This window comes from Pseudomonas sp. PA-4-8C (genome assembly GCF_021606625.1).
In the GTDB taxonomy this organism is placed as follows: Bacteria; Pseudomonadota; Gammaproteobacteria; order Pseudomonadales; family Pseudomonadaceae; genus Aquipseudomonas; species Aquipseudomonas lactis.
The window spans coordinates 1-12,158 of the sequence record NZ_WKCD01000163.1 but is presented as its reverse complement, the minus strand read 5'-3'; the positions used below and the strand labels follow the sequence as shown (position 1 = coordinate 12,158).

Sequence of the window (12,158 nt, the reverse complement as noted above, 5' to 3'; positions counted from 1 at the left end):
CGCGCCATCCATGGCGCGGGGCGGCTAACCCGGCGTCCTGCCGGGTTACCCACGAATTCAAGCCTGCGTTCGGCCAGCGTGGTTTAACGGGGCGCCTGAGATCAAGATCACAAGCAGATCAAGAGCAGGATCAAGAGCGGCTCGCTTCGCATCGTGGTTACCGTCTGCTGCTACAGCCCACAAAGTTGTGTAGATACCTATGGCCATCGCAGGCAAGCCAGCTCCTACAAGGGGCAATATTTCAAGTGGGGAAGGTGTAGGCCCGCTCTACCTTGCACACCCGCGTGTGAAACGCCGCATACCAAGTGGCCCGCCCTTGCTCGCGCACCTGCCGATGCTCGGCCTGCTGTTTCCAGGCCAGGATCGCCGCCTCGCTGGTCCAGTAGGACACAGTGATCCCCAGCCCATCCTCCCGCGCTGATTCCACCCCCAGAAACCCCGGTTGTTGCCTGGCCAGTTCCAGCATGCGTGTGGCGGCCTCGCCATAACCCAGGTCGGCGTCGGTGCGCAGCGAGCTGAAAATCACCGCGTAATACGGTGGGGCGGGTGTCTTGGCGATCATGCCGATACCTCCTGGCAGGCTTTGAGCAGCGCAATCGCCAGCGGCGGCGTGATGCCCTTGAGCGCGGCGCGTTCGGGCTGGAACAGGGTGGCGACGAAGAACGGGTGGTCGAGCAGTTCCACCGCGCGCAGGTCGCCCGCCGAATTGTGGCCGGTGGGGATCAGGTTGGCTTGCAGCAGGGCGTCGGCGAAGGTGGGGTTGATGCCGTAGCGGCAGCGGTATCCTTCGTGGATATCCAGGCTGCCGTAGGACTGGGCAATGCGCGTGTATGGGGCCAGGCGCACGGTGTCGTTCACTTCCACCATAGAGCAGGCCAGCGGCGTGATGACGGCGCGTTCAGCATCCGGCATTAATTCGCCATGTTGGGCATCGGCCCAACCGAGCACGTTGCGGGCATATTCCAGCACGGCATGTTGAAAACCGCCGCAGGTGCCGAGGAAAGGACGACCTTGTTCGCGGGCAAAACGTATCGCCCGCAGGGCGCCGTCGACATCGCGATAGGGGCTGCCGGGCACGCACCAGAAGCCGTCAAAGTCGTGCAGGGCAGAAGTGCAGGTGAGGGTGTCGGTGGCCAGCCATTGCACCTGGACGCTCAGGCCCAGAGCGTCGGCGGCCTGTTGCAGGGCCACGGGAATGGCCTGGTGGGCGGTCACATCGGGGTTGTAGTCACCGATCAGGGCAAGGTGCAGCGCGGGGGTTGGCATCGTGTACGTCCCATGGCTTGTGGTGGGTTGATACCCACTATAGATTGGCGCTCACGCAATCAGTATTGGCGTTTGCCCATATGTTCAATGCAGCCACGCACTATCAAATCGACTACGCCGACCTGTCATTGATTCTGGCCCTGGTGCGCGGCGGTACTCTGGCGCGGGCGGCTGCGCTGCTGCGGGTGGATGTGTCCACGGTGTTCCGTGCGGTGCGGCGGCTGGAGGCGGCGCTGGGCCAGACCCTGTTTGAAAAAAGCCGTGCCGGTTATTTGCCCACCGGCCTGGCGAGCAACCTGGCACAACAAGCCGAGCGTGCCGAGCAGGCGCTGGAGGCGGCGCGTATTGGCGTGGAGCAGGGCGGTGAAGTGATCAGCGGTACCGTGCGCCTGACCTGCACCGACTCGGTGTTGCAAGGCTTGCTGTTGCCGGCCCTCGCGCAGTTCATGCCGGCCTACCCGGCGTTGACCCTGGAACTGAGCACCTCCAATGACTTCGCCAACCTCAGCCGCCGCGATGCGGATATCGCCCTGCGCCTGACGAAGGCGCCGCCAGCGCATCTTGTCGGACGCTGCCTGGGGGCGGTGACCTATCAGGTGTGTGCCAGTGCCGACTATGCGCGCCAGCACCCAGGCCATGACTGGGCCAACCTGACCTGGATCGCGCCAGATGACTTTTTACCCGATCACCCCACCGTCATCTGGCGTCGTGAACATTTGCCGGGCGTGCGTCCCCGTTATCGGTGCAACAGCATGCAGTCGGTGACCGAATTGGTAAGGGCTGGATTGGGCGTGGCGGCACTGCCGGATTTTCTCATGGGCGATGGCCTGCAACCGCTGGGCCCTGCGCTGGCAGGGCACGATACGGCGCTGTGGTTGTTGACGCGGCCTGATTGCCGGGCGTTGCGCTCGGTGGTGACGCTGTTTGATGAGCTGGGGCGGCATGTGCGCTGGCTGCGAAGTTAACCTGCAGACAGCCAGCGCCAATGGGTCAGCGATTACCTCGCTCGTTTGCAAACGCGCTCACCGCCTGTACCGCCTCGCCGGTGCCTTCGCGAATTTGCAGGATCACCGTGCCGGCCTGGTTGGCCAGTTCCACACCCTGGGCGGCGCGGTCGCGGGTGGCGTCCATGCTGTCGATGGCTTGGCGGGTTTCGTCCTGGATCATGGCGATCATGCCGGAGATTTCGGCGGTGGAGCCGCTGGTGCGCGCCGCCAGTTGCCGCACTTCATCGGCCACCACGGCAAAGCCACGGCCCTGCTCGCCGGCGCGGGCGGCCTCGATGGCGGCGTTGAGGGCCAGCAGGTTGGTCTGGTCGGCGATGCCGCGAATGGTGTTGACGATGGCGGTGATCTGTTGCGAGCGCTCGCCCAGCTTGGCGATCAGTTGCGAAGAGGCGTCGATATCCACGGCAATGTCGCGCATGCCGGTGGCGGTTTTCTGAATCACCTCGGCGCCTTTTTCAGCCATCTCCTGGGTGTTCAACGACAGGTGATAAGCCTGGGCGGCGCTCTGTGCGTCAGCGGCATGCTGTAGCACGCGGGCGGTGACGTCCGAGGCGAACTTCACCACTTTGCACAGGCGCCCGCTGGCGTCGTACACCGGGTTGTAGTTGGCTTCCAGCCACACCACCTGGCCGTGTTTATCCACCCGCTCGAACTGGCCATTGAACAGCTCGCCCTGATTCAAGCGCTTCCAGAACTCGCTGTAGGCTGCACTATTGGCCAGCTCCGGTGTGCAGAACAGGCGGTGATGCTTGCCCTGAATCTGCGCCAGGCTGTAGCCCATGCGCTGCAGGAAATTGCTGTTGGCGGTAATGATGGTGCCGTCGAGGTTGAACTCGATCATCGCCATGGCGCGGTCGATGGCTTCGAGCTTGGCGTTGGCTTCACTTTCGGCCTGCAGGCGCGGGGTGACGTCCATGGCGTATTTCACCACTTTGATCACGTTCCCCGCTTCATCCCGTACCGGGTTATAGCTGGCTTCCAGCCACACCGAGGCACCGTTGGCGCCTACTCGTTCAAAGGTGCCCGACTGGAATTGGCCGTTGCGCAGGTGTGTCCACAGCTGGTTGTAATCCGCGCTGCGGGCGAACGCCGGGGTACAGAACATCCGATGGGGCTGGCCCAGGATCTGTTCGGCGCGGTAGCCCATGGTCTTGAAGAAGTTGTCATTGGCGCGCAGCACGGTGCCTTGCAGGTCGAATTCGATCACGGCCATGGAGCGCTCGATGGCGTCCAGCAGGCTGGTCTGTTGGGCAAGGCTGTGTTGCAGGGTACTGATGGTTTTCTTGTGAGCGTGAAATAGCATGGTGGAGGGCTCGGGCATGCAAGCGTATGCGGGGTCCATGTATTTGCGCCTGACCCCGTAGGGCCCCTGGCCTTACGGTTGACTTGCTCATTGCCAGCTTCCTGATGCTGACAGAGGGGGTGGAACAACGGTCTCAGAGTGATCAATCGGCCTGGAAGTTCGCCCATCAGGCAGGACTATTTTGTCCAGGCGACCAATGGCGGCATTATGCTATTGCAGCAGGTGGGCGGAGCAAGATTCGGACGAGGTGTCATCAGACAACTGAGGCTGAATGAACGGCCGTGCATTCGCTGATCTTGACGCGGTTGCGGCCGCTGTTTTTGGCGGTGTACAACGCGCGATCCGCCGCATCGAGCCACATGACCGCGTCCTTGAACGACGGGTGGAAATCCGCCAGGCCAATGCTCAGGCTCACGCGCAGGTCCGGGATCTGCGCATGACGATAGCCGCTGAAGGTTTCGCGTAGATGTTCCATCACCTGCGCAGCGGCGTGCAGCGGCATTTTCGGCAGAATCACACTGAATTCATCGCCGCCGTAGCGGCCGGCCAGGTCTTCTTCGCGCAAGTGTTCGCGCAGCGCCTGGCTCAACTGGAGCAGAACCGCGTCACCGACGGTGTGGCCATGTACGTCATTGATGTGCTTGAAGTGGTCGATATCGATCAAGGCAATGGTCGCTTGGCCTTGTTGCTGCTGGCATTTGTGAAACTTGATGTTCAGCAGGTCTTTCCACGAACCATGGTTGAGCAGGCCGGTAAGGCTGTCGACGCGGCTCAGGGCGCTGAGGGCGCGTTTGTGTTCCGACAGTTTGATCGCTAACTGGTAACAGACCATGCCGATGGCCATCGGGTAGAGCGTCAGCATCGGCAGGCAGGTGTAGACCTCGGTGAGGCTGACGCTGGGGTCGAACTTGACGTCGAACAGGCCCCAGGCCACCGCGATACCGGCCGCCTGTGCCAGCAACCCGCGCAGGAACAGGCGTTTGCCACCGGCTGCGACGTTGTTCATGGCCATCATCGACAGAATGGTCACCGCTGTCAGTGGCGAAAACTGAGTGGCTGCGGCCCAGAATCCGCCCAGCAATGAGTCATACAGCAGGTTGCGTTGTTCGGCCTGGTAGGGAAACGGCGAGCGGGTGGAAATCAGGTACGCCACGTGCGGCCAGGCAATGCCGTTGAACAACAGCAACGCCCAGACCCAACCGGGCATCGACAAGGGATACAACGCCCCGATCACGCTGATGCTGCCGATACCCAGGCCGATAATCCTTGGCGTGTAGATTCGCCTGGCAAATGAAAGCCCTTTGCCTCGTCTGTTTTCCATAGTGTCCTGGGTCAACTTTTTTGCGGGTGCAACAGCACGCGTTAACGGGCAGAGCCGGTGGTCGGATAAGAAAGGTGAATTGTCGATTATTCGCGTGGGAATAATCAGTGTCCTTCCAGGCCATTTGCGCAAAACAGCGGGTAAAAGCGCCAGAAACGACCTTAAATGTCGCGCCTGCAACAGGGGTTACTGGGGCGGGCGCTGCGTGCTGACTTCGTAACCGGCGAGGAACAGGTCGATGGCCGATTCGATGACGTGGGCCTGTGCGGCAAGGTCGAGGGTGGGCTGGCCGAGGGTGATTTGCGGCCAGAACGCAAAGGCCTTGAGCAGGCTTTGGATCTGATGGGCGGCGAACGCCGGGTCGGTGCAGGTGAGGCGGCCGTCTTCCTGAGCGGCGCGTACCCATTGGGTAAAGCCTTCTTCCCGCGCACTGAGGCGGTTGACCATGTCTTGCGCGCGCTCCGGCGAATGGATGGTGGCAGCAATGGCCACGCGTGCCAGGTCGAGGAAGTTGGCGTCCGACATCATCTGCATTTTCGCTTCCAGCAACGTGCGCAGTTGGCCGCGCAGCGGGCGGTCGCTGGTGTAGATCACGTCCAGTTGGGCAACGCTGCTGGCCCACAACTGGTGGAGGATCTCGGCGAACAGTTCTTCTTTACTAGGAAAGTGGTTGTACACCGTGCGCTTGGAAACGCCCGCAGTGGCGGCGATTTTGTCCATGCTGGTGACCTCGAAGCCGTTCTCGCGAAATTCGGCAATCGCCGCCGCCACGATGGCTTCGCGTTTACGCTCGGTGAGGCGTTTGGGGGCAGTCATGGAAGGCATTCGACTCAACAATGAAATTACACCGGGCAGTTTACTTGCTCCGGATTTTGTTGCAATCTAGAAACTACACTGTGCAGTGTAATACTTGAGCGGACCGCAGGAGTCACTTCGTCATGGCCACTATTTCAACCCGTCTCGACCCTGCGCCCTCGGCGCCCAAGCCTGCCGAGCAGGACTTGGGGCACTTCAGCAACGACGCCCCGGTGCAACACGGTGGCTTGGGCAAGACCCTGCGTATTTTCTGGAACATGCTGTTCAACAAACCGCGCACCACCCGGCCGGTGGGGCAGATTCCGGTACAGCCACTGACTCGCGAGCAGTTATTGGCCGCACCTGATCACAGCGTGTATCGCCTGGGCCATTCAACCGTGCTGCTGAAAATGCGCGGTAAATTCTGGGTCACCGACCCGGTGTTTGCCGAACGCGCCTCGCCATTGCGTTGGGCCGGCCCCAAGCGTTTTCATCAGCCGCCGATCAGCCTTGAAGAGCTGCCAGCGCTGGAAGCGGTGATCCTTTCCCACAATCATTACGACCATCTCGACCGCAAAGCGGTGGTCCAATTGGCCGAAAAGACCCGCTACTTCCTGGCGCCCCTGGGCGTGGGCGACACGCTGGTCAAATGGGGCGTAGACGCCAGCAAAGTCCGCCAGTTGGAGTGGTGGAAGGGCACCGAGGTCGATGGTGTTCGTTTTGTCTGCACGCCGGCCCAGCACTTTTCCGGGCGCGGCCTGTTTGATGGCAACCAGACCCTATGGTGCTCCTGGGTGATGATCGACGACACGCGACGTATCTTCTTCAGCGGCGACACCGGCTATTTCGACGGTTTCAAACGCATCGGCGAGCAGTACGGGCCGTTTGACCTGACCCTGATGGAAACCGGCGCTTACAATGTCGAGTGGCCTCATGTGCACATGCAGCCGGAGCAAACACTGCAGGCGCATATCGATCTGAAAGGGCGCTGGCTGTTGCCGATTCACAATGGCACCTTCGACCTGGCCTTCCACGCCTGGCACGAACCGTTCGACCGCATCATGGCCCTGGCCTGGGAGCGCAATGTCTCGATCACTACCCCGGCAATGGGCCAGGCATTTCGCTTGAACCAGCCCGAGCGTGGGCATGCGTGGTGGCTGGAAGTGGAGCCTCAACCGGTCAACGAACACGCAGCAGGCTGAGCCGAAAACCTGCTTGGAAAAGAGTTTTTCAGCGGATTTCAGCTCTGCGACAAACGCCAAATGAGAGTGCGATGATCCCGCGGGAATTTTATCTCCGGGAGGACGTTTCGATGGACAGCCACTGTAAGAAGCTTTGGAGAATGGGGTTGCCTTGTGCCCCAGCCCAGCCACTGCCCGCGCCAATAAACGCCGCCGACTTGCCCGCTTCACCACCCCATGCAGCACCCACTTCTATTGTCTTTGGCGCCGAACAGGCTGCGGGCGCCACGCTCGTCCCTGGTTATAGCGCCCTGGCGCCCCATATACGGCCAGTGCGTGACCCCGCGCTATCACTTGTCGCCATCAGCGGTGTGGACCCTACTGAACCGGTGATGGTCGAAGTACCGCTAGTATTGAATAACACCACGTTCACCGCCACGCAGGCGTTGACGGGCTATCGGATCGGCTATGCAGAGCGCTATGTGCAGGGCAATCAGGTTGAGCCGGTTGAGCGCAGCGCGGCTTTGCAGCGGGTCTTCGACACCCTGCGTCACGCCGGTGTGCAATGGGTAGCGGTGGACATGCAGCGCAGTGGCGACAGTCAGCAGGCCTGTCGTGAAATCGATGAACTGGTGGCAGGTCTTCGCCTGGATGCCCTGGTGTCGGAGGATCCCCACGCCGCCTTTCATCATGCCATAAGAGGCGGATACCCCTCTGTGTGTGAAACCCTGGAGGATGGCTCCCGAGTCTGGTTTTACGGTGCGCGCTGGGCAGGTGATCGTTTGGCGGCACTGGCGCGCGCTTACCGCGTGCTGCGGCCATAGATGGTATAGATGCCTACACCGGGCTGGGAAGGGTAGGACGCGGTGACAAGATTCGCCTGAAATAACAGTGGGGTATCGGCTCTTAGACTGGTGCGGCGTTATCGGCAGATAGCGATCACACTCAGTCAAACAGAGGGGCACTTCATGATCGGACCAGTTTCGGCAGGTGGATGGGCGACAGGCCTGCTTCAGGAGCTTTCAAACCCTGTGCAAGGTTTCAAAAGTGCCTGCCAGATGTCAGTGGAGATGGCCCAAGGAGGTGGTGTCACCTCAGAGTCACTGTTGAAGGACTCGCTCAAGCAAATTGCCAATATTGATCGTGGACTACAGGGCGGCAATGCGTTTTTGGAAACCAACCCGGATGCCATGCGAGAGGCGAAAGCCCGCGATCAGGAACGTGCCGATGGCCGTGTTCGCGGGCATTTGCATGGCGTGCCGATAGCGCTGAAGGATGTCTTTGAAACCAACGACCGCATGCAGACCAGCGCAGGCTCAAAGGCCTTGGTGGGCGCGCCGGCCAGTAAAAACGCCAAGGTCGTCGACAATTTGCTGAAAGCCGGAGTGGTGATTGTAGGCAAAACCAATATGAGTGAGCTGTCCAACTTTCGCTCACTATCACCGGCCGATGGCTGGAGTTCCCGAGGTGGCCAGACGTTGAACCCTCATCGACTCGGAGGGCCAGTGGCGGGCTCGAGTTCAGGCTCGGCGGTGGCGGTGGCCCAGGGGCATGTGCCGGTGGCGTTAGGGCTGGAAACCAACGGATCGATCATCAGCCCCGCAGCCTACAACGGTGTGTTTGGCCTGAAAACCACGACGGGCCTGGTCAGCACCGAAGGCGTCATGACCAGCACCCGCATGGATGCGGTGGGGACCTTCACCCGCAATATCTGTGATGCGGCAGAAGCGCTTAACGCAATGACCGAGACCAACGTCTACACCGAGGGCCTGCACGCTGATGCCTTGAAGGGCAAGCGAATTGGCTACACCCCTTTGCCTGAGTTGTCCGCAGAGGAGGCCAAGGACCCGGCCAAGCTTGCAGACCGCAAGCACTATGAGGCGGCGCTCGAAGTGATGAAGGCCCAAGGGGCGATTCTGGTGCCCTTGGAGCGGTTGGACGCCGGTGTCCCCGACGAAGCCTATGAGGGCTATAACGAGGCGATGTTCTCGGAGGTCAAGCAACAACTGGAAGACTATTTGGCTGGGCGAGAAGGTTTGCCGGTCAAGTCACTTTCTGAGCTGGTTGCTTTTATCAAACGCACACAGAAATCTGGTGAGCCTGACCAGAAACTGCTGGAAATGATCAATGACCTGGAGACCACCCCGGAAAAACGCGAAGCGTTGTGGGAAGCGATTCTTCCTGTATTTCAGAAAACCATTGATGACCCCATAAAGGAGCACAAGCTCGACGCCCTGGTGTCGAACTTTCTGTCCCACAATTATTTTTACAGTGCGGCGGCCGGGTACCCAGGTATATCCGTTCCGTCAGGCATGGACGAGGAAGGCATGCCCACGGCACTTTACTTATATGGCTGCGGCAACAGTGAAGCCACTTTGCTGGCAGTTGCCTATGGTTATGAACAAGCCTCGCAGGCCATTCAAAAACCGGCTTTTCTCCCGGGTATTCCTTCGACGCAAACACCAGCCAGTCCAGATAAAACGGTTGAGGCCACCAACGGCTGAATTTGAGTCAGCCTCTGCTGGTTGCCACTGTTGAACCCATCAATTGAGAAATGAGGCCTTGCACAGAAGGTTGCGCCGCCGGGGTATCAAACCGGCGCGCACTCATTCCCCACCCCGGTGCGAACCCCGGGAAAAACACCAGCCCTTCGGCCTCCAGGCGAAACGCCAGGATCAAACGGGTTTCATCGTCCACGTCACCGTGGCCTTCCAATTGCTCAATTGTTTGCACCGCCACGCCAGCCTGGCGAGCCAGCTCTTCGCGGCTCCAGCCCAGCATGACGCGCGCCTGCGCGCAGTGTTTGGCGGTGAATTGATGCAGGACGATCTGTTGTTCTACGAAAGAACTCATTGCCAGAGAGGACATGGGGTTTCTCCAGGTTCGACAGGGGAGGTGCAACTATACTGTGTTTTTGTACAGTTGTTTCTACCGCTCATCCATTGGCGTTGCAGCCCCTTATGATTCCAGCCCTGGCGCCTCACGAATAATCAGGTGGTCCAGGTTCTCGATCCTGGCGCTGAATACCCCGAACGTTTGCTCGGGGTTTTTCTTACTGGGCACCTGCATAAGCTGCGGTGTGACGCCATAGAAAAAGCAATACAGCGGCCGTTCACTGCTGGCCGCCGCCTTGATCTGCTCCAGGAATGCCGTGCGCTTGCGGTAGTTTTCGATGAGCTTTTTGCTCAGGTAGACGTTCACCGAATAAGGCCTTTTGTCGAGCCACACCTTCTTCTCGAAGTCGATGCGAAAGCTGCTGGTGTAGTCCTTGATGGCCTTGATCTTGCCCCAGTAAATCAAACCCTGGTTGTCTTGCAGGTATTCGATCTTCTTGAAGAATGCCCAGTAGGTCGCCGTGTGCTCACCGATCTTCAGGGGCATTGCCTTGAGCTTGTCCTTGTCATCGATGTTGGACACGTAGCACTCCACCGGGTGTGCGAATACGCTGGTTTTGTCCGGGGTTGTGTCATTACTGCCAGAGGATGTCGTAGTGCGGTTTGCAGGCGCTTTCGTCGGTTCCTGCAGGGCGCTTGCATCGTTGCCGACTACCGGCGTTTTAGGCTCATACAGTCGCCGCGTCAGCACAAATTCCGATGGGAAATTTTCCTCACGCTCGTCATCACTTTCACCCGTCGCCGATTTATGGCTGCCGGCATAGCGGCAGCCATCGATATGCCGAGTGCCGGGTTTGTTCTTGAAGTGCGGCGTGCGCTGGTAGTTGACGTTCTTGGCGTTGAAAGTGCTCAACGCATTGGTGCTATCGAAGGCCGCGCGGCAGGCGTCGTTGGGGCACAGGAAGCTGTCCTTGTCGGAATCGAAGCCGGTGCTTTCGTCGAAATTCAGGTCTCGCACGTCGTAGATCGACACTTTGTCGTCGAGACTCACGCTGTAGGCCGTAGCGAATTTCATGGGGCTCGGGTCCGTCAGAGGTTTGGCTATTAATAGCCGGATCTTGCATAAATATCAGCAAGAACCTGCCACGCGTCGCCCGCTCAAGAAACACAGCGTGCCGCCTATGGCAGTAAGTGCGGCCAGGGCAAAGAACATGCTGGTGGGTGCCGCGTTGATCAGCAGGTAGCCACAAATCACCGGACTCATGGCTCCGCCAAACGCGGCCAGGTTCTGGGCACCGTAGTAACTGCCCCGTAGTGCATCCGGCGCAATGGTGTCGATAAACAGAAATTCCGAGGGGTAAATGATCATCTCGCCCAAGGTGAACACGAACATCGCCAGGCACCAGCTCAGCAGACTGTTCGCCTGGCTGAAGCCGACCAACCCGGCAATAAACAATAAGGTGCCCAGCACGATCCAATGGCGCAGTTGCTCGCGCTTGAGGAATCGACCGATTTGGTACTGCATCAAAATCACGGTGATCGCGTTACAGGCCAGCACCGCCGACAGAATTTTCAGTGCCTGGTCGGGTGTGTAGGCCACTAGCAAAAACTGCGACAGATACAGGGTGTAGCGCCCATGGACTATGGTGCTCAACAGGCTGCCGCTGGTGAACAGGATCAACGTGCGGTCGTTGCGCAAGGTGCGCAGGGTGCTGAGAAAACTCTGGGGTTTATGACGGTCGTCCCGTTTAGTCGGCGCAATACCGATCATCAGGAACAGGCTGCCAAAGGCAATGGCACTGGCAATCAGGAACGGCGCCCACGGCAGTTGGCCAGCAATCAATACGCCCAACATCGGGCCGGTCGCATAGCCCACATTGGTCAGGGTATAGCGCAGGGAAAACACCTTGGCGCGCTCGCCCACCGGTAGGTTCTCGCTGATGATCGCCTTGGAGCCGATCAGGAACAACGCCGACGCGGCTTCAGTGATGACCAGGGTCAAGGTGGTGAGGTAGAGGTTGCTGGCAAAGGTCAGCAATAAAAAACCGATGGAGCTTGAAAGCATGGCCAGGATCAGCAGCTTGCGCTTTTCCAGGCGGTCGATGATGTAGCCGCCGTACAACCCCAGGAGCGTGGCGATGAACACCGCGATCCCCATCAGCAGGCCGATGTCCTGCTGGTTGAGGCCCAGGCGTGTGCTCAGCCACAGGGCCAGCAACGGGCTGGTCATGGCGCGGCTGACCACGATGGTCACCGAGCAGATCATCAGGCGACGGATTACCAGGGAGTAGGTGGCCAAGGTGGGGGCAAGCGTCCTTGTTATATTTTCACGACAACACAACTTAAATGTGAACACCGAACCAGCTCCCACAGGTTTTGCGGTGTTTACTGGCCTGCGTTTATGCTGATCTTCTCGACCGCACCTTGCTCCAGATCCCACTTCTTCAGGAT

General features: G+C 59.6%; 12 protein-coding genes. 4 read left to right on the top strand and 8 right to left on the bottom strand.

The annotated features are described in order from the left end of the window. Nucleotides 1–241: 241 nt before the first annotated feature. Nucleotides 242–562: an antibiotic biosynthesis monooxygenase family protein gene (locus GIW04_RS20480; protein WP_003193670.1), complete on the bottom strand. Its 321-nt coding sequence runs from the start codon at nt 560–562 to the stop codon at nt 242–244. After that, the gene (locus tag GIW04_RS20475) at nt 559–1,266 is read right to left on the bottom strand and encodes a CTP synthase C-terminal region-related (seleno)protein (protein ID WP_120248633.1); all 708 of its coding nucleotides are present in this window, start codon (nt 1,264–1,266) and stop codon (nt 559–561) included. The genes GIW04_RS20480 and GIW04_RS20475 overlap by 4 nt, the downstream gene beginning before the upstream one ends. Before the next feature lie 80 nt (nt 1,267–1,346). On the opposite strand from GIW04_RS20475, the gene GIW04_RS20470 reads away from it, so the two are divergent. Continuing rightward, nucleotides 1,347–2,231: a LysR family transcriptional regulator gene (locus GIW04_RS20470; RefSeq protein ID WP_120248634.1), complete on the top strand. Its 885-nt coding sequence runs from the start codon at nt 1,347–1,349 to the stop codon at nt 2,229–2,231. Between the two features lie 25 nt (nt 2,232–2,256). Here GIW04_RS20470 and GIW04_RS20465 read toward each other — a convergent pair whose 3' ends face one another. The 3 genes from GIW04_RS20465 to GIW04_RS20455 form a co-directional block, all read right to left on the bottom strand. Continuing rightward, entirely contained in the window at nt 2,257–3,576 is a 1,320-nt protein-coding gene (locus tag GIW04_RS20465; protein WP_003193665.1) for a methyl-accepting chemotaxis protein, read from the bottom strand. Nucleotides 3,577–3,829: 253 nt separating this feature from the next. Beyond that, complete coding sequence (locus GIW04_RS20460; RefSeq protein ID WP_003193663.1) at nt 3,830–4,897, bottom strand: diguanylate cyclase; 1,068 nt, start codon at nt 4,895–4,897, stop codon at nt 3,830–3,832. 186 nt (nt 4,898–5,083) lie between these two features. After that, entirely contained in the window at nt 5,084–5,713 is a 630-nt protein-coding gene (locus tag GIW04_RS20455) for a TetR/AcrR family transcriptional regulator (RefSeq protein WP_120248635.1), read from the bottom strand. Between the two features lie 122 nt (nt 5,714–5,835). Here GIW04_RS20455 and GIW04_RS20450 point away from each other — a divergent pair, with 122 nt between their 5' ends. From GIW04_RS20450 to GIW04_RS20440, 3 genes are all read left to right on the top strand, one after another. Beyond that, nucleotides 5,836–6,894, top strand: a complete 1,059-nt coding sequence (locus tag GIW04_RS20450; protein ID WP_003193661.1) for an MBL fold metallo-hydrolase — start codon at nt 5,836–5,838, stop codon at nt 6,892–6,894. Between the two features lie 140 nt (nt 6,895–7,034). Further along, complete coding sequence (locus tag GIW04_RS20445) at nt 7,035–7,697, top strand: hypothetical protein (protein ID WP_232964789.1); 663 nt, start codon at nt 7,035–7,037, stop codon at nt 7,695–7,697. 234 nt (nt 7,698–7,931) lie between these two features. After that, entirely contained in the window at nt 7,932–9,377 is a 1,446-nt protein-coding gene (locus GIW04_RS20440; RefSeq protein WP_120248642.1) for an amidase family protein, read from the top strand. A 7-nt stretch (nt 9,378–9,384) separates the two neighbouring features. Here GIW04_RS20440 and GIW04_RS20435 read toward each other — a convergent pair whose 3' ends face one another. The 3 genes from GIW04_RS20435 to GIW04_RS20425 all read right to left on the bottom strand — a co-directional run bounded on the left by GIW04_RS20435 (nt 9,385) and on the right by GIW04_RS20425 (nt 12,006). After that, nucleotides 9,385–9,741, bottom strand: coding sequence for a helix-turn-helix transcriptional regulator (locus tag GIW04_RS20435; RefSeq protein WP_003193655.1), 357 nt, complete (start codon nt 9,739–9,741; stop codon nt 9,385–9,387). Between the two features lie 90 nt (nt 9,742–9,831). Continuing rightward, nucleotides 9,832–10,782 (bottom strand): hypothetical protein, encoded by a 951-nt coding sequence (locus tag GIW04_RS20430; protein WP_236270186.1) that lies wholly within the window; start codon nt 10,780–10,782, stop codon nt 9,832–9,834. A 54-nt stretch (nt 10,783–10,836) separates the two neighbouring features. After that, nucleotides 10,837–12,006: an MFS transporter gene (locus tag GIW04_RS20425; protein WP_120248637.1), complete on the bottom strand. Its 1,170-nt coding sequence runs from the start codon at nt 12,004–12,006 to the stop codon at nt 10,837–10,839. Nucleotides 12,007–12,158: the final 152 nt, after the last annotated feature.

Excerpts from the sequence above, each read along its gene's own strand:
- GIW04_RS20480 (WP_003193670.1), bottom strand. The coding sequence starts at position 562 with ATGATCGCCAAGACACCCGCCCCACCGTATTACGCGGTGATTTTCAGC.
- GIW04_RS20475 (WP_120248633.1), bottom strand. The coding sequence starts at position 1,266 with ATGCCAACCCCCGCGCTGCACCTTGCCCTGATCGGTGACTACAACCCC.
- GIW04_RS20470 (WP_120248634.1), top strand. The coding sequence starts at position 1,347 with ATGTTCAATGCAGCCACGCACTATCAAATCGACTACGCCGACCTGTCA.
- GIW04_RS20465 (WP_003193665.1), bottom strand. The coding sequence starts at position 3,576 with ATGCTATTTCACGCTCACAAGAAAACCATCAGTACCCTGCAACACAGC.
- GIW04_RS20460 (WP_003193663.1), bottom strand. The coding sequence starts at position 4,897 with ATGGAAAACAGACGAGGCAAAGGGCTTTCATTTGCCAGGCGAATCTAC.
- GIW04_RS20455 (WP_120248635.1), bottom strand. The coding sequence starts at position 5,713 with ATGACTGCCCCCAAACGCCTCACCGAGCGTAAACGCGAAGCCATCGTG.
- GIW04_RS20450 (WP_003193661.1), top strand. The coding sequence starts at position 5,836 with ATGGCCACTATTTCAACCCGTCTCGACCCTGCGCCCTCGGCGCCCAAG.
- GIW04_RS20445 (WP_232964789.1), top strand. The coding sequence starts at position 7,035 with ATGGGGTTGCCTTGTGCCCCAGCCCAGCCACTGCCCGCGCCAATAAAC.
- GIW04_RS20440 (WP_120248642.1), top strand. The coding sequence starts at position 7,932 with ATGTCAGTGGAGATGGCCCAAGGAGGTGGTGTCACCTCAGAGTCACTG.
- GIW04_RS20435 (WP_003193655.1), bottom strand. The coding sequence starts at position 9,741 with ATGTCCTCTCTGGCAATGAGTTCTTTCGTAGAACAACAGATCGTCCTG.
- GIW04_RS20430 (WP_236270186.1), bottom strand. The coding sequence starts at position 10,782 with ATGAAATTCGCTACGGCCTACAGCGTGAGTCTCGACGACAAAGTGTCG.